The sequence below is a fragment of the Streptomyces sp. PA03-3a genome (genome assembly GCF_033792735.1).
Classification (GTDB): domain Bacteria; phylum Actinomycetota; class Actinomycetes; order Streptomycetales; family Streptomycetaceae; genus Actinacidiphila.
Genome location: NZ_JARAVM010000020.1, coordinates 1 through 21,777, shown reverse-complemented (window position 1 = coordinate 21,777; position 21,777 = coordinate 1). Strand labels below are relative to the sequence as shown.

General features: G+C 72.2%; 18 protein-coding genes. 11 read left to right on the top strand and 7 right to left on the bottom strand.

Features of this window, described 5'->3' with window-relative positions; translation table 11 throughout:
- Positions 1-171: 171 nt before the first annotated feature.
- Together PV342_RS23600 and PV342_RS23595 are read left to right on the top strand one after the other, a co-directional pair.
- Positions 172-960 carry an acetoacetate decarboxylase family protein gene (locus PV342_RS23600; RefSeq protein ID WP_500318623.1) on the top strand — a complete coding sequence of 263 codons (789 nt, stop codon included), beginning with the start codon at positions 172-174 and terminating at the stop codon, positions 958-960.
- 51 nt (positions 961-1,011) lie between these two features.
- Complete coding sequence (locus tag PV342_RS23595) at positions 1,012-1,413, top strand: tautomerase family protein (protein WP_500318622.1); 402 nt, start codon at positions 1,012-1,014, stop codon at positions 1,411-1,413.
- A gap of 44 nt (positions 1,414-1,457) precedes the next feature.
- Here the strand turns inward: PV342_RS23595 and PV342_RS23590 are convergent, their stop codons facing one another.
- Complete coding sequence (locus tag PV342_RS23590) at positions 1,458-2,270, bottom strand: DUF3152 domain-containing protein (protein WP_400808219.1); 813 nt, start codon at positions 2,268-2,270, stop codon at positions 1,458-1,460.
- 343 nt (positions 2,271-2,613) lie between these two features.
- On the opposite strand from PV342_RS23590, the gene PV342_RS23585 reads away from it, so the two are divergent.
- Positions 2,614-3,270 (top strand): response regulator transcription factor, encoded by a 657-nt coding sequence (locus PV342_RS23585; protein ID WP_026250890.1) that lies wholly within the window; start codon positions 2,614-2,616, stop codon positions 3,268-3,270.
- A gap of 252 nt (positions 3,271-3,522) precedes the next feature.
- Positions 3,523-5,526: a SpoIIE family protein phosphatase gene (locus PV342_RS23580; RefSeq protein ID WP_400808222.1), complete on the top strand. Its 2,004-nt coding sequence runs from the start codon at positions 3,523-3,525 to the stop codon at positions 5,524-5,526.
- Between the two features lie 31 nt (positions 5,527-5,557).
- Here PV342_RS23580 and PV342_RS23575 read toward each other — a convergent pair whose 3' ends face one another.
- Positions 5,558-6,730, bottom strand: coding sequence for a sensor histidine kinase (locus PV342_RS23575; RefSeq protein ID WP_500318621.1), 1,173 nt, complete (start codon positions 6,728-6,730; stop codon positions 5,558-5,560).
- 305 nt (positions 6,731-7,035) lie between these two features.
- Here PV342_RS23575 and PV342_RS23570 point away from each other — a divergent pair, with 305 nt between their 5' ends.
- From PV342_RS23570 to PV342_RS23555, 4 genes are read left to right on the top strand one after another with little or no spacing between them, the layout of a single operon-like run.
- Positions 7,036-7,581, top strand: a complete 546-nt coding sequence (locus PV342_RS23570; RefSeq protein ID WP_400808228.1) for a hypothetical protein — start codon at positions 7,036-7,038, stop codon at positions 7,579-7,581.
- On the top strand, positions 7,578-8,645 hold the full coding sequence (locus PV342_RS23565) for a peptidoglycan-binding protein (protein ID WP_500318620.1): 1,068 nt from the start codon (positions 7,578-7,580) through the stop codon (positions 8,643-8,645). Before PV342_RS23570 ends, PV342_RS23565 begins: the two co-directional genes overlap by 4 nt.
- Positions 8,642-9,427, top strand: coding sequence for an ABC transporter ATP-binding protein (locus PV342_RS23560; protein ID WP_400808233.1), 786 nt, complete (start codon positions 8,642-8,644; stop codon positions 9,425-9,427). The genes PV342_RS23565 and PV342_RS23560 overlap by 4 nt, the downstream gene beginning before the upstream one ends.
- Positions 9,427-10,665 (top strand): ABC transporter permease, encoded by a 1,239-nt coding sequence (locus PV342_RS23555; RefSeq protein WP_500318619.1) that lies wholly within the window; start codon positions 9,427-9,429, stop codon positions 10,663-10,665. The genes PV342_RS23560 and PV342_RS23555 overlap by 1 nt, the downstream gene beginning before the upstream one ends.
- A 123-nt stretch (positions 10,666-10,788) precedes the next feature.
- Here PV342_RS23555 and PV342_RS23550 read toward each other — a convergent pair whose 3' ends face one another.
- Both PV342_RS23550 and PV342_RS23545 read right to left on the bottom strand, forming a co-directional pair.
- Positions 10,789-11,991: a sensor histidine kinase gene (locus tag PV342_RS23550; protein ID WP_500318618.1), complete on the bottom strand. Its 1,203-nt coding sequence runs from the start codon at positions 11,989-11,991 to the stop codon at positions 10,789-10,791.
- 447 nt (positions 11,992-12,438) lie between these two features.
- Entirely contained in the window at positions 12,439-13,053 is a 615-nt protein-coding gene (locus tag PV342_RS23545) for a TetR/AcrR family transcriptional regulator (protein ID WP_500318617.1), read from the bottom strand.
- A 238-nt stretch (positions 13,054-13,291) separates the two neighbouring features.
- Between PV342_RS23545 and PV342_RS23540 the strand changes: the two genes are divergently transcribed.
- Positions 13,292-14,479 carry a PucR family transcriptional regulator gene (locus tag PV342_RS23540; protein WP_500318616.1) on the top strand — a complete coding sequence of 396 codons (1,188 nt, stop codon included), beginning with the start codon at positions 13,292-13,294 and terminating at the stop codon, positions 14,477-14,479.
- 324 nt (positions 14,480-14,803) lie between these two features.
- Here the strand turns inward: PV342_RS23540 and PV342_RS23535 are convergent, their stop codons facing one another.
- From PV342_RS23535 to PV342_RS23525, 3 genes are all read right to left on the bottom strand, one after another.
- Entirely contained in the window at positions 14,804-15,538 is a 735-nt protein-coding gene (locus PV342_RS23535) for an ABC transporter ATP-binding protein (RefSeq protein WP_500318615.1), read from the bottom strand.
- 553 nt (positions 15,539-16,091) lie between these two features.
- The gene (locus PV342_RS23530; protein WP_500318614.1) at positions 16,092-16,619 is read right to left on the bottom strand and encodes a hypothetical protein; all 528 of its coding nucleotides are present in this window, start codon (positions 16,617-16,619) and stop codon (positions 16,092-16,094) included.
- Between the two features lie 1,527 nt (positions 16,620-18,146).
- A complete protein-coding gene (locus PV342_RS23525) occupies positions 18,147-18,269 on the bottom strand; it encodes a hypothetical protein (RefSeq protein WP_500318613.1) in 123 nt (40 codons plus the stop codon).
- 129 nt (positions 18,270-18,398) lie between these two features.
- Between PV342_RS23525 and PV342_RS23520 the strand changes: the two genes are divergently transcribed.
- Positions 18,399-18,980, top strand: coding sequence for an FtsX-like permease family protein (locus tag PV342_RS23520; RefSeq protein ID WP_500318612.1), 582 nt, complete (start codon positions 18,399-18,401; stop codon positions 18,978-18,980).
- Between the two features lie 324 nt (positions 18,981-19,304).
- A partial coding sequence (locus PV342_RS23515; protein ID WP_500318611.1) for a hypothetical protein occupies positions 19,305-21,777 on the top strand: 2,473 nt, incomplete at its 3' end.

Genomic DNA, 21,777 nt, shown 5'->3' with positions numbered 1-21,777 from the left:
TGCCCAGGACATCCATCGCCGTGTCGAGGATCTTTGAAGCATGCGGCGCCCGCCGGCAGGGGGGCGAAACGATACGTATCGTTTTACTTCTCGACGGACGTCTGCTAGCGTCGTGGCATGGATCGAAACGATACGTATCGTTTCGTTGAGTCCCGTGAAGGAGTGCGCGTCATGAAGGGTTACACCGTTCCTCTCTCGCCCCGCGGCATCGCGAACCTGGCGCCGGCCCCGCCGTGGCACTACGCGGGGACCGCGGTCGCCGTGGAGTTCTTCACCGACCCCGACGCGGCGGCGGCGACCCTTCCCGAGGGTCTGACGCCCGACCCGGACTCCGCCGGCCGCGGGGTCGCGTTGTTCATCGACTGGCAGTACTCCTCCACCGGCCTGGAGTACCTCGACCCCGCGCGCTCCCAGTACCGCGAGTTCTTCGTCACCCTGGACGCCCACCACCGCGGCACGCCCGTCTCCTGGTGCCCCTACATCTACGTCGACAACGACTCGGCCATGGCCCGCGGCTGGGTCCAGGGCTTCCCCAAGAAGCTCGGCGCCGTCCACCAGACCCGCGCCTACTCCGTGGGCGGCCCGGGCACGCCCGTCCTCGGCCCCGGCGGACGATTCGCCGCCACGGCCTCGTCCGCCGGGCAGCGCATCGCCGAAGCGTCCGTCACCCTCCAGCAGCCCGTCCCCGACCCCGCCGCGCTCATGGGCCGCCCGCTGGTCAACCTCCGCCACTTCCCCAACCTGACCGCCGGACAGCACGACAAGCCCGCCGTCCACGAACTCGTCATGGCCGTCCTCGACGATGCCGCCGTCAGCGACGCCTGGGCCGGCACCGCCGACCTCGCCTTCCTCCCCGCCCACGGGGAGGAACTCGCCGACCTGCCCGTCCGCCGCACCGGCAGGGGCTTCCACTTCGACCTCGCCTACACCGTCACCGACCTCACCACCCTCACCGACTGACCCCCGACCCCCGCGGGCCCTGTCCGCGGCCCTCACACCTCAGGAGCCGACGTGCCCATCTACACCTGCACCACCGCTCAGGGGACGCTGGCAGTCGCGACGAAGGCGGAACTGGCCGCGGAGATCACCCGGATCCACTCGGAGGTCAACCATGTGCCGCCCGGGTACGTGAACGTGGTCTTCACCGAACCGCCCCGGGAGAGCGTCTACGTCGGCGGAGAGCCCGGAGCGCCGTTGCTGATCACCGGATGGGCGCGACGAGGCCACCCGCAGGAGGAGACCACCCGCCTGGCGCTGGAGCTGTCGGCGGCCGCCTCCCGCGTCACCGGGATTCCCGAGCCCCGTGTTCTGGTGGTGATCCAGGACAGCCCCGCGCGGTCGGCGGTCGAAGGCGGCCGTGTCCTGCCGGACCCCGGCCACGAGAAGGAATGGATGAGCCGGCAGGAGAGGTAGCGGCACGGGCTCCGCTGCGGTCGCCACCGCGGGCCGCTCGCGGTTCAGGGGTACACGCGCGGCCCGGTGACCAGGTTTCCCAGGCGGTCGTAGGGCCATGGGTTGGCGACGCAACCGTGCAGCCCCTTGATCTGCTGCATCATCACCGGGGCCGGCATGCCCGGTCCAGGACATCCCCGGTGTCCCCGTTCGAGGAAGTGCCCCACCTCATGGTTGATGATCATCGCGTGATAGTCCGCGGGCCTGCCCTCGTACTGGGGGCTGAGCAGGATCCAGCGCCTGATGTTGACCACGACGGTCTGGGCGACGTTGCAGTTCAGCTCACCCTGGGTGTCCAGACCGTATTCGGCGCACAGGGCGTCCGCGGTGTCGGGCGTCGCCGCCCGTACCCGGAAGTCGTACGGCGGCTCCTCCACACGCCGGAACGCGACACCGCTCGTCGTCCAGCCCCGCTCGTCGGCCAGTACGCGCTCGACCTCGGCGGCCACGGACGCCGCGGTGAGCCCACTGCCGTCCTCGGTCTGCACGACGTACCGCAGTGTCCTGCCGTGCCCGACGGTCTGCGACGAGCCACCGGCGGAGGTGAACGTGCCGGCCCCGCGCCGCGGTATCCGCGGGGGCGGCGGACTGCGCCGGGGACTGGGCGGTGCCGTCGGAGGCCGTGAGCCCTGCGGAGACCCCGAGGTGGCCGCGGGGGGCGAGGGACGGCTCTTGTGCGCCGCGGGGACGGCCGGCTTCGAGGGGTTCAGGTGCGCGACGGCGAACACCCCCGCGGAGCACACTCCCAGGATCACGAGGCCGACAAGAGGCCCGCGCCGCCTTCTCGCCCGGCGATGGCTGCTGCGACGGTGCTTCATGCCCCGAACTGAACAAGGCCCGCGGTGAAGCAGCGGTGAGCACCTGGACTCACGCGGTCCTCACGCGGCGCGGTGCATAGTGGCAGCGGAGCGCCGGAACCGCTGCCGGCTTCCACACGACCTCTCCGGGTCCGGGACACGGGCCGCGGCAGGCGGTGAACCCGGACGCGTCGCACAGGCACTCCTGTACGCCCGGGCCGCACCGCCGGCCGCCCTCGATCCGGCGCACGAGGGTGGCTCGGGGCCGCCGCCGGTGAGGCCGGGGAAGCGCCGCCGGCGCAGACGGAGAAACGGCCGCTGCGAGGCAGACGGTTCAGAAAAGGTCTGATGGGAGAGACGCAAGGTGCGGGTGCTGGTCGTGGAGGACGAGGAGATGCTCGCGGGTGCCATAGCCGAGGGTCTGCGGCAGGAGGCGTTCGCGGTGGACGTCGTCCACGACGGTGAGGCGGCGCTGGAACGGCTGGCGGTCAACGAGTACGACGTGATGGTGCTCGACCGCGACCTTCCGAAGCTGCACGGCGACGAAGTGTGCCGGCGCACCGCGTCAGAAGGGGCCGAGACCAAGATCCTCATGCTGACCGTCTCGACCACGGTCGCCGAGCGCGTCGCCGGGCTGAGCCTCGGGGCCGACGACTACCTGGTCAAGCCCTTCGCGTTCGCCGAGCTGGTGGCCCGGATCCGGACGCTTGGCCGCAGGGTGCGGCCACCGGCACCGCCGGTCCTGGAGCGCGCGGGGATCCGTCTCGACCCGCACCTGCGCGAGACCTACCGCGACGGCCGCTTCGTGCAGTTGTCGCGCAAGGAGTTCGCGGTCCTGGAGGAGTTGCTCCGGGGGCAGGGCGGCCCGGTCTCGGCCGAGCAACTGCTGGAACGGGTGTGGGACGAGAACATCGACCCCTTCACCACGATCGTGCGGGTCACCATCCGCAGCCTGCGGCGCAAGCTGGGCGAGCCGGCCGTGGTGGAGACCGTCACCGGAGTGGGATACCGCATCCGCTGACCGCGCGGCGGTGGTGCCCGGCGGACGCCTGCGCGCCGGCGACAGCCGGGAAGGAGCACACCTCGGGCCGCCTGCCCGCAGCGGACGCCGTACGCCGCCGATCCCGGTGGCCCATCGCCGCGGAGGCGGGTTTACTGACGGTGTCGAGGAAAGATGAGGTCGACCATGCCTCGTGGACACCGACACGCCCAACCCGGCCTGAAGGCGCCCTCGGAACGGGAAGCGGAGGCCTTCGAGAAGGAACTGTTCGGCATGGCCCGAGCAGGCCTCGAGGTGTACGGTCCGGATCTGCGCGTCCTGCGCTCCAACGCCGCCCTCCTCGCCCTGCGGGGCCTGCCCGAGGCGCAAGTGGTCGGAGCGCGCCTGGGTGATCTGGACACCCGGATCGCACTGTCGCCGATCATGCGCGAGGTCCTGGACACCCATGACGTGGTCCGGGAGCGTACCGTCGCCGCGGTCCCGGCCGACGACCCCGGCAACCGGCACCTGTACTCCGTCACCGGCTACCCGCTGCGATGCGACGGTCCCGTGCCGGGCGCCGTCGCGGCGATGGTCGACGATGTCACCGAGCAGGTCCGCAGGCAGAAGGCGACGGATCTGATGGCCGTGGCCCGGTCCAGGATCGGCACCACACTCGACGCGGGTCGCACCGCCCAGGAACTGGCCGACATGGCGGTCCCCGGCTTTGCCGACGCCGTCGCCGTCGACCTGGCGGAGTCCGTGTTCGACGGCGACGCCCCCATAGGGCCCGTCACGACACACCTTCCGATGCGGCGTGCCGGCTTCGCCTCCCACGAGGGGCAGTACGGGGCCTATCCGGTGGGCGGCGCCAGCCAGTTCACCTCCCACACGCCCTATACGCGAGCTCTGGCGGACCTGCGGCCGCGGCTGGTCGACCTGGCCAAGGAGTCGGGTGCCTGGCTGGTGCACGACCGCATGCGGGCCGAGTTCATCGTCCGTTCCGGGGCGCACTCGATGATCGTGGCACCGCTCACCGTGCACGGCCTGGTCCTGGGCCTGGCGGGCTTCTACCGGACCCGCTCCACCCTCGAGCCCTTCGGCGAGGACGATCTGTCGCTGGCGACGCAGCTCGCGTCCTGCACGGCGGTCTGCATCGACAACGCGCGCCGCTTCACCCGCGAGCACGTGGTCGCGACGGCACTCCAGCGCACCCTGCTGCCCCGCGAGACACCGCGGCTCACCGCCGTGGAAGCCTCCCACTGCTACCGGGTCGGCCGTTACGGCGCCCACTGGTTCGAGGTGCTCCCGCTGTCGAGCTGCCGGGTGGGTCTGATCATCGGATACGTGCCGGGAGAGGACCTGCAGGCGTCCGTGGCCATGGCACGTCTGCGGACGGCCGCCTCCACCCTGGCCGCGATGGACCTGCCGCCGGACGAGTTGCTGGCACATCTCGACGACGTCGCCCAGCGACTCGCCGACGAGCAGGAAGCGGACCCGGCCACACTCCACCGTGCACGCCCGCCGTTCACCGCGTCCTGCCTGTACATGACCTACGACCCGGTCACCCTCCGTTGCACGGCTGCGTCCGCCGGTCATGACAGCCCGCTGATCACCAGCCCCGAGGGCGTCGTCGCCACGTTCGAGGTGCCCCGGGGAGCGGCTCTGGGCAAGGGCGAGCCGCACGAGGTGGTCAGCGTGGAGCCGGCACCGGGCAGTCTCCTGTCGCTCTACTCGGACGGCAGCGCCGACCGCCATCCGTCGGAGGCCAGGGACCGCGTCGACCGGCTCCGCAGCACGGTGGCCCGACCCCTCGCGGACCCGGACGAGGTCTGTGACCAGGTGTCGTACCAGGTCCTGCGTGGCAGCACTCCCCAGGACGGTGCGGCGCTGCTGGTGGCCAGAACCCGGCCCATCGACGCCGGCAGCGTCGCTTCGTGGTCCCTCCCCGCCCGGGCGATCTCCGTGCGAGAGGCACGCCGGGCCGCCCGGGACCGGCTGGCGCAGTGGGGACTTGAGGAGTACTCCCCTCTCACGGAGCTGATCGTCAGCGAACTCGCGACCAATGTGATCGAGCACGCCGAAGGAGACATCAGGCTCCGCCTCATACGAGACCGCGTGCTGACCGTGGAGGTCGCGGACGACGCCGACACGACCCCCCGTCTGCGTCACGCCCGCCTGCAGGACGAGGACGGCCGCGGGGTGTTCCTGATCGCCTCCCTCGCCGACCGCTGGGGCACCCGTTACGAGGACGTGGGCAAGACGATCTGGGCCGAGCAGATGCTGACGGCCGCCTGACGGCCGTTCGGGCAGTCGTGCCGGAGACGGCTCATGCCTGCCCGGCCTGTCCGAGTTCCGGGTCGGGCCGTCCAGCCGGAGCGGGCTGCTCTTCCTGGTTCCGGACCCGCCGATGGGGGAGGGTGACGGTGACGGTCAACCCGCCCTCGGGGCGCGGGGTGGCGCCGGCCTCGCCGCCGTGCGTGTGGGCGATCGCCTGGACGATGGACAGGCCCAGGCCGCTTCCCTTGGCGGAATCGACGCGGTCGGTGAGCCTGCGGAAGGGCTGGAAGAGGGTGGGCACCTCGTGCGGACCGATCGTGGGCCCTGTGTTGGTGACGGTCAGCACCGCTGCTTCGGGGGTGGAGCGGGTGGTGACGCGGACGGCGCCGTCGTGGTGGTTGTAGCGGATGGCGTTGTCGACGAGGTTCCGCGCGAGCTGCTCCAGCAAGGTGGGGTCACCGTGCAGTGGTGCGGCGTCGAGATCGCCGGACAGGGCGATCCCGGCCTCTCGTGCCGTTGCCGCGGCGGCGTCGACGACCGCCTCGGCGACCCGGCCGAGGTCGGTGGGCAGGTGCTCCGCGGTGCCGTTGTCCGAGCGGGCGAGCGCGAGGAGGGCGTCGATCAGACGCTCCTGGCGGGCGTTGACCTTCAGCAGGTCCTCACCGAGGTGGCGCAGAGGTGCCGTGACGTCGCGGCGGTTCATGGCCACTTCGACGAGCGTGCGGTTGACCGCGAGCGGTGTCTTCAGCTCGTGCGCGGCGTTGGCGATGAAGCGGCCCTGACCGGCGAACGACTCGTCCAGACGTTCCAGCATGCGGTCGAATGAGTCGGCGAGGGTCTTGACCTCGCCGGGCGGTGCGTCGAGGGAGATGCGCCGGTGCAGCGTGCGCCCGGCTATCCGCTCGGCGGTGTGCGTGATGCCGGTGAGCGGGCGCAGCAGCCGTCCCGCCACCACCCACCCCGCGGCGGTGGCCGAGACACCGACGAGCGTGACGACCAGCGATCCCCACCTGAGCATCCACAGCATGTCCTCGTTCATGTCGTGCGGATTCACCTGCGGCGACGGAACGGCGTGGTTGAAGTGCCAGTAGCGGACGACCAGCAGCACCGTGGCCGCCAGTACGGCCGAACCCGCGATGAAGAACATCAGGCCGAACACCGCCGTCAGCCGCAGCCGAAGGCTGCCGCGGTGCGCGGCGATCCATCGGACAGGGAGCGGCATCGGCCGTCGGCTGCGGGCGCCGTCGGGCGCGGACCGGCCGCGCCTCGGGGTGGGCGCAGGGCCGAGCGGGATCGACCGCCGTCGTGCCGTGAGAGGGCGCATCCCGTCTGCCCGCCTTCGCTCGTGGATCCGCTGTCACCGCCCCAGTGTCCGCCTTCGCCGGTGAGCCGGAGGTGAGCACTCGTGCTCACCTCCGGCTCACCGGCGTCCTGCTCGGATGGCACCGGCAGCGTGACCGGGGACTTCGCGGGTCACGCCTGGGCCGCCGTCCGTCATCGGTCATGGGAGAAACAGCAATGCGAGCAATGGCAACGATCACAAAGGTGTTCGGCACCTCGGCGCTTGTCGTCGCCACCGTGGCGACCCTGACGGGATGCGGCGGTGGTGGCGCGAACGGCGCGCAGGTGGCGAACGTGCCGGACGGTACGCCGAGCGTCAGCCCCTCGGCAGGCGATGACATGGCCCGTTACAAGCCTGTGGTGGAATGCCTCCGCGAGCACGGATTCGATGTCAAGGACCCCGACCCGAACGATGAACACGGGATCGTCTCCATGGCCGACGGGCGTGCCCTGCCCATCACGGACCCCGGCTTCAAGGCGTGCGATTCGAAGTGGCCGGCGGACGAGAACACGGGACCACTGTGGAACGCGGAGGAGATCGGGCTGCTCAAGCAGTACGCCGTGTGCATGCGTGAGCACGGGGCCTCCGACTACCCCGATCCCGACCCGGAGACCGGCGAGCAGCCCGCCGACTCGACGTACAACCTCAAGCTCGATCCGAAGGCCAAGAAGGCCCAGGAGGCGTGCTACAAGCTGTACCCGCAGTCCGAGAACGACGGCGTCGCCGGATGAGCCGGCGCAAGGAGCGGGGCAGGGGACGCCACGCACGGCTCGCCGCGGGCGGTGCGGCCGGCGCGGCTGTGGTCGCGCTGGCCGGTGCCGCCTCGCTGGGACATCTCGGAGGCCGCTCCACGAGTTCCGAACCCGCCGCGTCCCCTCCGGCGACCGCGGAGGTGACACGGAAGACCATGGAGCGCTGGATCACGGTCGAGGGCACCGTGACGTACGGCGCCGCCCGGCCCCTGACCGGGCACGCGCAGGGCACCGTCACCTGGCTGCCCGCGCCTGGCACCGTGCTGCGCCGCGGCGATGAGCTGGCCCGGATCGACGACCGCCCCGTTGTCCTGCTCTACAGCGACCTTCCCGCCTACCGGGAGCTGGCGCGTGGTGTGAAGGGTGAGGACGTCCTGGCGTTCACCACCAACCTCGCTGCCCTGGGCTACGGGGGCTTCACGCCCGGCGAGACGTACACCGAAGGCGTCGAGGCGGCCGTCAAACGCTGGCAGAAGGCCCTGGGCGTACCGGAGTCCGGGAAGATCAGCCTCGGTGACGTGGTGTACGCGGACGGGCCGCGCAGGGTCGCCCGGCGAGGCGCCACGGTCGGTGGCGCCGCCGTACCCGACCTGCTGACGGTGACCGGCACCACCCCGCGGGCCAGATTCGCCGTCCCGGCCGAGGACTCCGAGCTGGCCGTCAAGGGCGTACGCCTGAAGGTGTCCGCTGCCGACGGGAAGAGCACCGACGCCACGGTCACCACGGTCGGCATTCCGCACACCGACGAGAGCGGCGAACAAGTCCAGGACGTCGCCGCCTCGCTGACCCGTCCCTCGGCTGTGACCGGTGGCGGCGCCGGCGGCCTGACAGGCCGGTACCTCGCCGGACGGCACGAGAAGGTCCTGACCGTCCCGGTGTCGGCGGTCCTGGCGCTGGCAGGCGGCGGCTACGGGGTGGAGGTACTGGACGGGAACGGAAGGAGCCACGTCGTCGCCGTACGTCTCGGGCTGTTCGTCGACGGACGCGTCGAGGTGAGCGGAGACGGGCTGTCTCCCGGCACCAGGGTCGGAGCCGCACGATGAGCAGCGAACCCGTCGTGGTCCTGGACGGGGTGAGCCGCAGCTACGCCGGAGGCGTCGCCGCCGTACGGGGCGTCAGCCTGACGGTGGGGCCGGGTGAAGCGGTGGCCGTCGTCGGTCCGTCGGGATCCGGGAAGTCCACGATGCTCAACCTCATCGGCACGCTGGACCGGCCCACCTCGGGCCGGGTCGCCATCGCCGGGCACGAGGTGTCCCAGCTCAGCGACCGCCGCCTGTCCGCGCTGCGCGCCAGGTACATAGGGTTCATCTTCCAGCAGTTCCACCTGCCCGCCGGATTCCCGATCGTCGAGGCGGTGGCCGACGGCCTGCTCTACGGCGGCGTGCCGCCGAGGGAACGGAACCGTCGTGCCTTGACCGCCCTGTCCCGGGTCGGGCTCGGTCATCGCACCGACCACCGTCCGCACGAACTGTCCGGAGGCGAACGGCAGAGGGCGGCGATAGCCCGCGCCATCGTCGGTGAGCCTCCGCTGCTGCTCGCCGACGAACCGACCGGAAACCTCGACACGGCCTCCGGCGCAGCGGTGATGGGGCTCCTCGACGAGCTGCACACCTCCGGCACGGCCCTGGTGCTGATCACCCACGACGCCGAGGTCGCGGCGCGGCTGCCGCGCAGGATCGAGTTCCGGGACGGCGTCATCGTCAGTGATCGAGCGACCGGCCCGGGCGGTTCGGCCTCGCGAGGGGACCGACGGCTCACCGGCCGGGAAGCCGGCGCCGATGACGGCGACTTCGGCCGCCCCACCGCCACGGAGGTACCTCAGTGATGCAGATGACCCGCCCCCCGCTGACTCCGTTCAGACTGCGGCCCCGCGACGTTCTGCGAGTCGGCGGGACCGGACTGCGGTACCGACCCGTGCGGGCGGTCCTGTCCGCACTGGGCATCGCCATCGGCATCGCGGCGATGATCGCCGTCGTCGGGATCTCCAGTTCCAGCCGCACCGCACTCGACCAGGAGCTGGCCGCCCTGGGAACGAACCTGCTCACCGTGGGTCCGGGCAAGGACCACGCTTCCGGGCGGACAGTGGCGCTCCCGGACACGGCCCCGGCCATGATCCGCAGGGTCGGCCCCGTGGAGTCGGTCGCCGCGGTCGCCCGGCTGCCGCGAGCCGGCGTGTACCGCAACGAGCACATCCCCACGGCGCTCAGCGGCAGCATCGCCGTGTACGCGGCGACCCAAGGGCTGCCCGAAGCACTCCACGTCCCCTTGACCGTCGGAAGCTGGCCCAACGCGGCGCAGAGCGAACTGCCCGTGGTGGTCCTCGGCGCCGGCACCGCCGACACCCTGGGAATCCACCGGTTGCGCGGCGCATCGACCGCGGACGGCCCGAACGGCGTTCAGGTCGTGCTGGGCGGCAGCCGCTTCACGGTGGTGGGCATTCTCGCCCCAGCCCGTCTCGCGCCCGAACTCGACCGGGGCGCGCTCGTCGGCTGGGACGTCGCCCGAGCCGGGCTGGGCTTCGACGGCCACCCGACGACCGTCTACGCCCGGGTCCGGGACGACGCGGTCACCGCCGTGCACGGGGTTCTCGCTCCCACGGCCAACCCCGAGCACCCGGAACTCGTGTCCGTCTCAAGGCCCTCCGACGCCCTTGTCGCCAAGACCGCGTCCGAGCGGGCCTTCACGGGGCTGCTGCTGGGCCTGGGTTCGGTCGCGCTCCTGGTGGGCGGGATCGGAGTGGCCAACACCATGGTCATCTCCGTGCTGGAGCGCCGCACCGAGATCGGCCTGCGCCGCGCCCTGGGCGCCACCCAGGGGCAGATCCGACTGCAGTTCCTCGCGGAGTCGCTCCTGTTGTCCGCACTCGGCGGGGTGGCCGGCGTACTCCTCGGCATCATCGTGACCGGTGTGTACGCGACGACCCAGGGATGGCCCACGACGGTACCGGTCTGGGTCTCCGCCGGAGGAACCGCCGCCACGTTGGTCATCGGCGGCCTGGCGGGCCTGTACCCGTCCGTCCGTGCGGCGCGCCTGTCACCGACCGAGGCACTGGCGGGCACGTGACAGCCGAGCCCGAGACGGAAGGCTCCCGCGAGGCCGGACGGGTGAGCCGAACGATGGAGCCCGGCCGGGCGCGCCGGCCCGGTGGGAGGCGGGAGCCAAGGCATGCGGAGGTTCGATGAGCCGTCACACGTGGGGTCCCGCGCTGCTGCCCGGGACCCGCGTCGGCAAGGTCACGGTCACGGTGATGCCGCCGCCGGAACGGGGTGCGGCGCCCACGTCTCCGCCGTGGGCGTGGGCGACGGCCCGGACGATCGACAGGCCGAGACCGCTGCCCTTGGCCGCGCCGACCCGGTCGGTCAGCCGCCGGAAGGGCTGGAACAGGACGGGCACCTCATGAGCGTCGACGACGGGCCCCGTGTTGGTGACGGTGAGCCGCACCCCGCCGGGAACCTGTGCCGTGAGGACGTCGACCGTGCCGCCGCGGACGTTGTAGCGGACGGCGTTGTCGACGAGGTTCCGGGCCACCTGCTCCAGCAGCAGCGGGTCTGCGTGCAGTGGCGCGGGACGCAGATCCGCTCGGACCGTCACCGCGGCCTCTCCGGCCGCTCGAGCCGAGGCCTCGATGACCGAGGCGGCTGCCTCGGCCAGATCGCAGGGCAGGCGTTCCACGGTGCCGTTCTCGGAGCGGGCCAGGGCCAGCAAGGCGTCGATCAGCCGCTCGTGGCGGGCGTTGACCGCGAGCAGGTCCTCGGCCAGGTGGCGTATCTCCGCGGGGGCGTTGCGCCGGTTCATGGCGACTTCCACAAGGGTGCGGTTGATGACGAGCGGGGTCTTGAGTTCGTGTGCCGCGTTGGCGATGAAGCGGCCCTGGCCGGCGAAGGACTCGTCGAGTCTCGCCAGCATCCGGTCGAAGGAGTCGGCCAGTCTCTTGACCTCGCCGGGTCCGGCCTTCAGCGCGATCCGCTGGTGCAGCGTGCGCTCGGCGACGCGTTCGGCGGTTCCGGTGATCTGCATCAGCGGCCGCAGCAGCCGGCCTGCCGCCACCCAGCCCGCCGCGGTGGCCGTGGCTCCCACCGCGGCGGCCACGAGCGATCCCCACTTCAGCATCCACATCATGTCTGCGCGGGTGTTCATACCCTGGGCCACCGCGAGCCAACGGGCCTGCTCCTGGACCTGTGCCAGCTGATCAGGGGTGAGTGCCGGACGCACCTTGAGGTAGGGGGGGACGGACACGTCGGGGTGGGCCTGCCGGAAGCGGTGGACCAGCAGCACCGTGACGCCCAGCACCACAGCGACGGCCAGGAAGAACATCACGCCGAAGATGCAGGTCAGCCGGAGGCGCATGCTCCCCCGGTGTTCGGCGAGCCAGCGGGTGGCAACGTTCACGGGTTCCGGCCGGGGGCGCCGGCCGGGATCGCCCGAGCCGGGTTGAGGCCGCGGAGGAAGGGGGGACATGCACCTGCTCCCGGTTCGACTTCTCTGGCGTGCCCTCCCGGATTCGGTCGCACCGGTGGATCGGGCGGAGAACCCGATCGCCAGGACCGACAGACGGCCGTGCATCCGACGCGAATCCGGAAAGGCGGCCGTCGCGATGGTGAAAGCCACCGGCGGTATCGCGACAGGGGGAAGCCGAAATTCCCGGCCGCCGGTCCCAGGGGGAAACCGGCAGTCAGGTGGAAAAGGGCTTCCACCTCATTTTTTCGCACCCCCCGTACCGGGGATAGAGGGAGGAGCGAGGAATCCCGGCACCTGTTCCTGTGGAAATCACAGGGCCTCGGGAGCCCCCGGCTTCGGGGGGCGTCGGCATCGGGGTGCGTCGGCATCGGGTGGGGCTCACGTGGAGGTCTTGCTCCCGCGGGGGGCGAAGCCGGAGCCGTTCTCGGTGACGAGCCGCGTGAGGTGCTCGGCGAGAGCGGTGTCGGTGGGGGTGTCGGTCATCAGGCGCCGGTAGAGGATGGTGCCGGCCCAGACGTCCTGGACGAGGTCGGTGTCGAGGTCGTGGGGGAGGTCGCCGCGCTGTACGCCGCGGCGCAGTGCGGCGGCGATGTTCTCCCGTTTGCGGTGGAGGAAGGTCTCGCGGAAGCGGGACATCAGCTCGGGGTGGGGGAGCAGGCCCGCCGCGAGGGCGGGCAGGGAGGCCGCGATGTCCTCATTGGTGTAGTTGTCGATGGTCATGTCGACCGCGTGGCGCAGTTCCGCGTGGGTGTCGCCGAGGTCGGGGATCTCCTCGGCGCGGAAGATCTCGGCGAGCGCGTCGGCGATCAGGGCTTCCTTGTTCGGCCACCAGCGGTAGATGGTCGACTTGCCGACGCCCGCGGCGGCCGCGACGGCTTCGATGGTCAGTGCCGGGTAGCCCTGTGCCGACAGGACGTCCCGTGCCGCGTCGAGGATCTTCGCGGCGGACCGCGGCCCGCCGGCCGGCGGGCCCGAGGAGAATGCCAGTGCCATACAAGGACGATACGTATCGTTTCGTTTGGCGTCAAGGACACGCGCCGCAGCCGTGGTGCCCGGGGACCGTGCTCAGGGCCCCGGCCCGAATGCCGGGATTCGTTTTCGGTCCCTCGGATTCTCCGGACGGATTCACACGAGGAATCGGAGACGGATTGTGCATTTCCGCTGCGGGGAGGGAACGTGTGGCGCTGCGGTACCGTGGAAAACGTCATCCGTTCGAAGGGTCAGGATTCTCGTGAGCGCACGACAAGCGGATCACCCGAGCACTGATGACGCGGTTGCCGCGGAGCTCTCCGCCCTCTACCGGTGGGCGGCTCGGGAGACGGAGGCGCTGGTGCCCGCCATCGTGGACGACATCCGCGGCCAAGTGGGGTGGTTCGAAGCGATGCCGCGCGCCGACCACGAGAACATGGTGCTGGAGCAGTACCAGGCGTTCCTCGCCTCCCTTCAGGAGGAACGGCCGCCCACCGGACGCGAGATCGAGGCCGCGCGGGAACTCGGACGAAGGCGGGCCCGGCAGTTCGTCCCCATGGAAGCGGTCATCACGGGCTTCCACATCGGCTACCGGCATCTGTGGGGCAGGCTGCGCCGCGAGGCCGGCGGCCGGAACACGGCGGCCCTGCTCGCCCTGCTCGAATCGGTGGACCGGACCTGGGCGTGGGTGCAGCACATGTGCGGCGCCGTGGCCGACGGCTACTCCGAGACGAGCCGGGTCCGGGAAACGGCGCTCGTCGAACTCCGGCACCGGTTCATCGAAGCCCTCCACGCCGGCGGTGCGCAGGGCGAGGACGGCCTGTGCATGGCGCGGGCGCTGGACTTCGATCCCCACGCCTCCTTCCAGGCCGTGTGCGCCCCCGTCGAAGCCTGGTCCGACAGCCACTTCGACCTTCTGCGGCGGAAGCTTCGCACGGACGGCGGCACGCTGCACGCGGTGATCCACGGCGAGCGCGTCGTGATCCTGGTGCAGGGCGTGGTCATCGCGGACGCAGGGGACCTGCTGCCTCCGGGAGTTGCTCCGGTTGTGGGGATCGGCATGCCCAGGGCCGGGCTGGCGGGCGCCGCGGAGAGCATCGGCGACGCCGAACGAGCGCTGGTGGTCGCCCGGGAGCGGGGACGCCCCGTGTCCTTCGACGACAAGTGGCTCATCGCCACCCTCCTGCCCCAGCGCGACCGGTTGGCTCCTCTCGTGCGTTCCACGGTGCCGCGCAGCCATCCACGTCTCGCCGATGCCGTCCTGGCCTTCGCGCACAACGGCTTCTCGATCAGCGCGAGCGCGGCGGTCCTGCATCTGCACCCCAACACCGTGTCCTACCGGCTGGATCGCTGGCACCACCACACAGGCTGGGACCCCCGCAGCTGGGACGGACTGGCCCGTTCCCTCGCCGCCATCGTGCTGTACCCGCCGGAGAACCCCGGGCCCTGACCCCCGCGCCCTGACCCCCGCGCCCTGAACCCCGGGCCCTGGTCCAGCGGCGCGCACCGCGGCTGAGCTGGGCAGGTCGTTCGTCGCTCACGCCCTGCTCACATATGCCCTGCTTAGGTTCGGACGAAGTGCGCCGGGAAGCACGCGCACTCGTGGAGGGCGGGTCGCATCGGTATGTCCGGTGGTCGGCCCGCCTTCTCGGTCCCGCTGTCCTCGGAAGGTCCGGCCTTGCTCTCAGTCAACGCCCGGCGGCATGCGAAACGCGCCGCCCCTCAGCCTCGCGGCCATGCCGTAGAGGCGGCTCGTTCCCTCTCCGGCCGGGTGTCAGTCGGTGGTGAGGATGTGGCCGTCGCGCAGTTCCAGGACGCGGTCGGCCAGGGCCAGGAGTTGGGGGTCGTGGGTGGCGACGAGGGCGGTGACGCCTTCGCTGTGGACGACGGCGCGCAGGAGTTCCATGACGGCGCGGCCGGTGTCGGCGTCGAGTTGGCCGGTGGGTTCGTCGGCGACGATCAGGGCGGGCCGGTTGGCCAGGGCGCGGGCGATGGCGACGCGTTGCTGCTGGCCGCCGGACATCTCGCCGGGGCGCTGGCCGGCGTGGCCTTGCAGGCCGACGAGGGAGAGCAGGAGGTTGACGCGTTCCTCGCGTTCGTGGCGGGGGGTGTTGCGCAGGCGCAGGGGGACGCCGACGTTCTCGGCGGCGGTGAGGATGGGCAGCAGGCCGAAGGACTGGAAGACGAAGCCCATGCGGTCGCGGCGCAGGGCGAGCAGTTCGCGTTCGGCGAGGTCGTTGAGTGTGGTGCCGTCGACGGTGACGGTGCCGGCGTCGGCGCGGTCCAGGCCGCCGATGATGTTCAGCAGGGTCGTCTTGCCCGAGCCGGAGCGGCCCTTGAGGGCCACCAGTTCCCCGCGGGCCACGGAGAAGGACACTCCGCCCAGGGCGTGCACCGCGGTGTCCCCGGTGCCGAAGGTGCGCACCAGGTCCTCGACCACGACCATCGCCTCGGAGGCAGCCCCGTCGCCCGCTGGGCCCTCACGCCGTTCCATCACTATCTCAGTCATACCGCGCAGCATAGTCAAAGTGGTAGAAATAGCAACAAACTTGACGAGGCTGAAGGTTGCCAGGAGCACGGGGCCTCGCGTCGCCCCGTCGGCGGGGTCGCGACCGGGGCGGGGCTGAGATGAACGGGTTCGTCCTTGCGCGCCTGCGCGCGCACCGTCTCCTGATCGGCGCCGCGGTCCTGTCCGTCCTCCTCACCACCTGCGCCGTGACGGCACTCGTGACGTTCAGCGACGCCGTCGGCGAGGCCGGCCTCAGGCGCGCGCTCCAGGAGCAGTTCGCCGCCAGGACGCTGATCGAGGTGACGGCCGACGTGGAGGGCGAGGACCGTGCGGCCGTCGACCACGCGGTGCGCGCGACGGTCGCCGGCGCGTACGACGGCCTGCCGGTCGCGGTGGAGGCGGTCACGCGCTCGCGTTCGTACGGGTTGCCCGAGGGGCCGCGGTCATCGGGTCCGGCGCGCGGCGACGACCTGGAGCTGACGCTCCTGTCCACATTGGACCGTGCCCGAGTGAGCATGGTGGAGGGCGTCTTTCCGGGACGGCCCACCGCCGGTCAGCCGCTTCCCGTCGCGCTGCCGGAGACCGCGGCGGCGGCGCTGAAGGTCCGCCCCGGGCGCGTCGTGACCCTGTCGGACCGGCTCCGTGATTCCACCCTCAGGGTGCGGGTGACGGGCGTCTTCCGCCCCGTCGATCCGACGGCGCCGTACTGGCGTATCGACCCCACGGGAGGACGCGGCCTTCGGACGCTGTCGTTCACCACGTACGGGCCCATGCTCGTCGACCCGCAGGTCTTCGCGTCCGGGGCGGTCCCCGCCGCGGAGATGGCCTGGCAGGCACACGCCGACTTCTCCACGGTCACGACAGCGCGCTTCGGTCGCATGAGCGCCGGAGTCCGGGAGGCGACACGGCGTCTGGAGCACATGTCGACCGATGGGTCGATCGCGGCGGGCAGCGAGTTGCCCGGGCTGCTCCAGGAGTTGCGCAGGACACTTCTGGTCACCCGGTCGACCCTGCTGATCAGTGCTTCGCAGCTGACGCTGCTGGCCGCGCTGTCGCTGCTGCTGGTCGCGCGGCTGCTCACGAGGGAGCGCGCCGAGGAGACCGCGCAGTTGCGGGCTCGCGGGGGCTCACGTGCCCGCATAGGAGGCCTGGCGGCGGTCGAAAGCCTGGCGCTGGTCGTACCGGCCGCGGTGCTGGCCCCGTTCCTGAACGGGCCGCTCATGGAGTTGCTGTCCGGGTACGGCGCTCTGGGCCGGACCGGAATACGGCTGGAAGCCCGGCCGGCGACCGCCTGGGCCGTGGCGGTGCTGACCGCTTCGTTGTGCGGGTTGGCCGTTGTCGTGCCCGCGTTGAGGGGATCGGGTTCCCGCGCTGATGGGGGTGCGGCGCGCAAACGGCAGCGTGCCCTTCCGGGAGTTGTGCGGGCCGGCGCCGACCTCGGGCTCGCGGTCGTTGCGGGACTGGCGTACTGGCAGTTGTCGCGCAGAGGCGCGCAGACAGGGGCGCTGACCACCGACACCGCCGGCGAACTGGGACTCGACCCGGTGCTCGTCGTCGCTCCGGCGATCTGCCTGCTGGCGGGCGCGGTACTCGTCCTGCGCCTGCTGCCGCTCGCCGCACGCCTCGGAGAGCGGCGGGCGGCCAGGGCCCGTGGCCTGTCGGCGTCGCTGGTGGGCTGGCAGCTGGCACGCCGGCCCGGCCGGGGCGCGGCCCCCCTTCTGCTGCTCGTCCTGGCCCTGTCGATCGGCATGTTCGCGATCGGCGAGAACAGCAGTTGGACCCGTTCGCAGAAGGACCAGGCCGACTTCGCGGCGGGCTCCGACATCCGCGTCACGGGCTCCACGACCCCGCCGTTCGGGCAGGGCGGCGTGTACGACCGTCTGGCCGGCGCCGCGGCGGTGACACCGGCCTCCCGTACCCAGGTGGCGCTGCCCCGTGACAGGGCGGCCACGGTGCTCGCCATGGACACCACGCAGGCGGCCCGCGTCATGCGGCTGCGTGGTGACCTGTCGGAACGCCCCCTCGCCGAGACCCTGCGGACGCTGCGTCCCGAGGACGACGGCCGTGCGCGTGACGCCGGACTCCTGGTGCCGCCGGGCACGGACCGCCTGCGGTTCGCCGTCCGGCTGGAGTCGCGGGACCCCCGCGGCCGGACGAAGCCGGCCGGGGCCGCTGACCGGCTCTGGGCGACCCTCACGGACCGCTACGGGGTGCTGTACACCTTCGAACTCGGCGAAGTGACCGGCGACGGCCGGGTGCACGTCCTGGAAGCGGATCTGGGCGCCGAGACGGGCCGGGCGCGTGGCGCCGGACCTGCCGGACCTCTGCGGATCACCGCCCTGAAAGCCGAATACCGCATGCCGAGGTCCGCGGCGCTTCACCGTCTGACGATCGCCGCGGTGGACGCCGTGGACGCCGAGGGCGGAACCGGGCGTCTCGCGCCGCAGGCCGGCGCGACATGGACGTCCCGGATACGCCGGTTCATGGACGTCACCGACATCGGGGCGGGGCACGAGGCCGGCTCGCCCGGAGAGACCCCGCGGTCCGGCCGTGACCCGCTTCTCTCCGTCGACTACGACACCGGTGCGAGCCGCGATCCGTTCGTGTCCTACAGCGCGTCGGTCACGGTGTCCGCGGCCCCGCCGCCTCCCGACACGGTGCCGGCGGTCGCCACCGATGCCTTTCTGAGGGCCACCAACGCCGAGGTCGGCAGCAAGGTGCTCCTGGACATGGGGTGGACGAAGCTCGACGTCCGCATCTCGGCGGCCGTGCGCGCACTGCCCACCACCGCGGCGGGGTCTCCCGCCGGCGACGGAGGCGCGGTCCTCCTCGGCGCACCGCGAGCCGGGTCCTGGGCGCCATGGACCTGCCGGGTCTGGAGCCGGACGAATGGTGGATCGCCGTACAGCGTGACTCGTCCGCCCGGGTCGCCGGCGCGCTCCGCGACCGGGGCGACATCTCTCGCGTCACCGTCCGCGCGGAGCAGCAGGCCGAGTTCCAGGACGACCCCCTTGGTGCCGGTCCTCTCTCCGCACTGCCCGCGGCGGTGCTCGCCGCGGTCGTACTCGCCCTGGTCGGCTTCGGCGTGGCCGCCGTCGGCGCGGTCGGAGAACGGCTGCGGGATCTCGCCAAGCTCCATGCCCTGGGGGCCTCACGCCGGTCGCTCATCCGCGTGGTGGCTGCCGAGCAGGGGCTGCTGGTGCTCATCGCGGTGGGCAGCGACGCGTTGCTCGGCGGCCTGCTCACCACGATGGTCGTTCCGTCGATCGTACTGGCCTCGCGGGCGCAGAGCCCGGTGCCCGGCGTCCTGGTCGAGCTTCCTCCAGGCCCGGTCGGCGCGCTGCTGCTCCTGGTCACAGCCGTGTCCCTGCTCCTCGCCGTGCTGATGGCCGGGCGGTCCGCCGACCCGGTTCGGACGCTCCGCGGCCAGGGGGAGGAGTGACGTGACCCCGTTCGCGGAAGCGGACCTCGGCTGCCGGCGCCGGTGGCCACGTCAAGCGGCGCGGGTGCAGCGGACCGTCCCCTGCGAGAACGTCCACCGCGTCGTGAGCAGCGCGGGTTCGTGCGCGCCCTCGCGGGCCCGGCGAACCCGCCGGCCACGACCACGCGGCGGACGCCCGGACGCCCGCCGCGCAGCAACCCCAGGCTCCGAAGCCCACGTTGGCGTGCGAGGTGTGTGCCTCCCGGCAACGCCGGGGCGCTCCCCGAGGGCCCTCGATTCCCTAGCCGGCGCGGCCGGTGCACCCTTTGAAGGAAACCGATGTCCATGTCCCACGTTCCGCGCGGCGGCGACGTGTCCCTGATCCGCTCAAGGCTGCGGGCCGCGCCAGGCACGGCACTGGCCATGGCCGTACTGGTGCTGGGAACCGCCTTCGTGACGGCGGTTCTGCCTCGCGCCGTCGAGGCGTACGAGAACGCGGCGCTGCTGCAGAGGCTGTCCCAGGCGTCGGTGGCCGGCCGCAGCGTCAGCGCGTCGTTCGACGTGAACGGGGGAGAGACGGGCCTCGTCAGCGCCGCGTCACTGGAGAGTGACGAGGAAGGGCTCCGGAGCGTGTTCCGCCCTCCGCTGTCCTCCGTCCTCAGGACGAGGGACACGGTCAGCGGTGTGCGGTCTCTGGAGCCCCTCGATGCCGGCGACAGGGCGCTGCCCCGGCCCACGGGGACCGTGGACCCGCAGAGCACCGTGGTCGCCCAGTTCGACCTGCCCCGTCACGCCCGGCTGGTCGACGGCCGGTTCTCCCGCCGGTTGAGCGACCCCCGCCGCGTCGAGGCGGTGGTCACGGACCGCACCGCCGGCACCATGGGGCTGCGCGCCGGATCGGAACTCCATCTGCGCTCCTCGTACGGCTCGGAGCTGACGGTCGGGATCACCGGGATCATCCGCCCCGACCGGCCGGAGGGGCCCTACTGGAACGCGGAACGGGATCTGCGTGCGCCGACGCTGAACAGCCGGGCGGGTCCACGCGGTGGTGGTCCCGAGGAGTACTGGCACTTCACGGTGCTCATCGCTCCCGAGGACGCGTGGCGGATGACCGCGTACGGCGACGGCGTCCGCGTCTACTTCCACCACCCCGCGGACCCCGAGCGCACGAAGGTCCGCGACGTTCCCGCGCTGCGCGACCAGCTCGACTCGCTCATCACCGGCCCCGGCGCGGCGGAGTTGCGCGACAGCCGTCCCCACATGGGGGAGATCGCCGAAGACGGCCTGTCGGCACTGCTGGGCTCCTTCGACGAGGAACGCGTGGCGGCCCGACCCCTGGTCCTCGTCGCGACGGTGGGCGTGGCCGCGGTCGCCGGGATCGTTCTTCTCATGGCCGCGGGGCTGCAAGCCGTTCGCCGGCGGTCCGAGTTCGCGTTGCTGCGGGCCCGGGGCATCAGCCTGCCGGCGCTCGCGGGCCGGCTGCTGGCCGAGAGCGCGCTGCCGGCGATTCCCGGTGCCGCGGCCGGTGTGCTGCTCGCCCTGGCTGCCGTACCGTCGGAGAACCACGTGCTGCCGGTACTGCTGGGGTCGCTGGTCGGGGTGTTCGCCTCGCTGGCCCTGCCGTTGCGCGCGGTGGCCGTCTCCGCGCGTCCCGTGCCCGACCGGCGCGCGGACCTCACCGCGGCACGCCCCTCCCGGAGGCGTGACGTGGCGGAACTCACCGTCACAGTGATCGTGATCGGCTCGGTGGTGGCCTTGCGGCGCCGTGGCACGGCGGACGGCGGTGCGGACGTGCTGACCGCCGCGGCGCCCGTGCTGGTGGCGGTGGCCGCCGCGCTGGTGCTGCTGCGGCTGTACCCCTGGCCGTTGCGGCTGCTGGCCCGGCCCTTCGCCCGGCTCGACGGGGCGGTGCTGCACCTGGGCCTGGCACGGGCCGGTCGAGCCCCGTCGATGTCCGCTCTTCCGCTCATGGCGCTTCTGGTGGCGCTCGCGGTCACCTCCTTCGGCGGGTCCGTCCTCGCCGGTGTCGAGGGCGGCCGCGACAGGGCCGCCCTGCGGGTGGTCGGCGCCGACGCGCGCGTCGACTCGTCCACCGGCCTGCCGGCGGCCCTGGAGTCGCGGGTACGCGGGCTCCACGGCGTACGGGACACGTCGGCGGTACGGATCGAGAAGGGCCTGTCGACTCCGTCGGGTGTGAGGTACAGCCTGGTCATCGCCGATCCCGCAGCGTACGGACGCGTGGTGTCGAGCACCGGCACGGGCGCTCCGTTCCCGTCGCTCGCCGGCGACGGGCGGGAGCCGATGCCGGCCGTGGTGTCGCCGGGGCTGGCCCGTGCCTTCGAGCGGGACGTGCTGATCGTGCGTTCTTCCGCCGGCCGGACCCCGGTACGGGCCGTCGCCACCCGGGACGTCACACCGGCGCTGGGCACCGGCGAGTTCGTCGTCGTGTCCGCGACGGACATGGCACGGAGGCACGCGCGGGCGGCCCGGGAACTGTCGGCATCCACGACCCTGCTCGTCACAGGATCGGACCTGCGTGGCCCGCAGTTGCGTGCCGTCGTGCGGCAGGTCTCGCAGCACGCGCAGGTCACGCTCCGGTCGGAGGAGCGGGTCTCCTACGGCACCTCGGCGCTGCAGTCCGGAGCACAACGCGTCTACCTGGCCGCCGTCGCGGCGGGCGCGGGGTACAGCGTGCTGGCGTTGCTGCTGTCGTTGCTGCACAACGCGCCGCAGCGCAAGGCGCTGCTGGCCCGGTTGCGGACGATGGGTATGACGGGACGCGGGCGGCAGTGGCTGGCGGTGCTGGAGATGCTGCCGC

Excerpts from the sequence above, each read along its gene's own strand:
- PV342_RS23600 (WP_500318623.1), top strand. The coding sequence starts at position 172 with ATGAAGGGTTACACCGTTCCTCTCTCGCCCCGCGGCATCGCGAACCTG.
- PV342_RS23590 (WP_400808219.1), bottom strand. The coding sequence starts at position 2,270 with ATGAAGCACCGTCGCAGCAGCCATCGCCGGGCGAGAAGGCGGCGCGGG.
- PV342_RS23580 (WP_400808222.1), top strand. The coding sequence starts at position 3,523 with ATGGCCCGAGCAGGCCTCGAGGTGTACGGTCCGGATCTGCGCGTCCTG.
- PV342_RS23575 (WP_500318621.1), bottom strand. The coding sequence starts at position 6,730 with ATGCCGCTCCCTGTCCGATGGATCGCCGCGCACCGCGGCAGCCTTCGG.
- PV342_RS23570 (WP_400808228.1), top strand. The coding sequence starts at position 7,036 with ATGGCAACGATCACAAAGGTGTTCGGCACCTCGGCGCTTGTCGTCGCC.
- PV342_RS23565 (WP_500318620.1), top strand. The coding sequence starts at position 7,578 with ATGAGCCGGCGCAAGGAGCGGGGCAGGGGACGCCACGCACGGCTCGCC.
- PV342_RS23560 (WP_400808233.1), top strand. The coding sequence starts at position 8,642 with ATGAGCAGCGAACCCGTCGTGGTCCTGGACGGGGTGAGCCGCAGCTAC.
- PV342_RS23555 (WP_500318619.1), top strand. The coding sequence starts at position 9,427 with ATGCAGATGACCCGCCCCCCGCTGACTCCGTTCAGACTGCGGCCCCGC.
- PV342_RS23545 (WP_500318617.1), bottom strand. The coding sequence starts at position 13,053 with ATGGCACTGGCATTCTCCTCGGGCCCGCCGGCCGGCGGGCCGCGGTCC.
- PV342_RS23535 (WP_500318615.1), bottom strand. The coding sequence starts at position 15,538 with ATGACTGAGATAGTGATGGAACGGCGTGAGGGCCCAGCGGGCGACGGG.
- PV342_RS23525 (WP_500318613.1), bottom strand. The coding sequence starts at position 18,269 with ATGTCCAGGAGCACCTTGCTGCCGACCTCGGCGTTGGTGGCCCTCAGA.
- PV342_RS23520 (WP_500318612.1), top strand. The coding sequence starts at position 18,399 with ATGGACCTGCCGGGTCTGGAGCCGGACGAATGGTGGATCGCCGTACAG.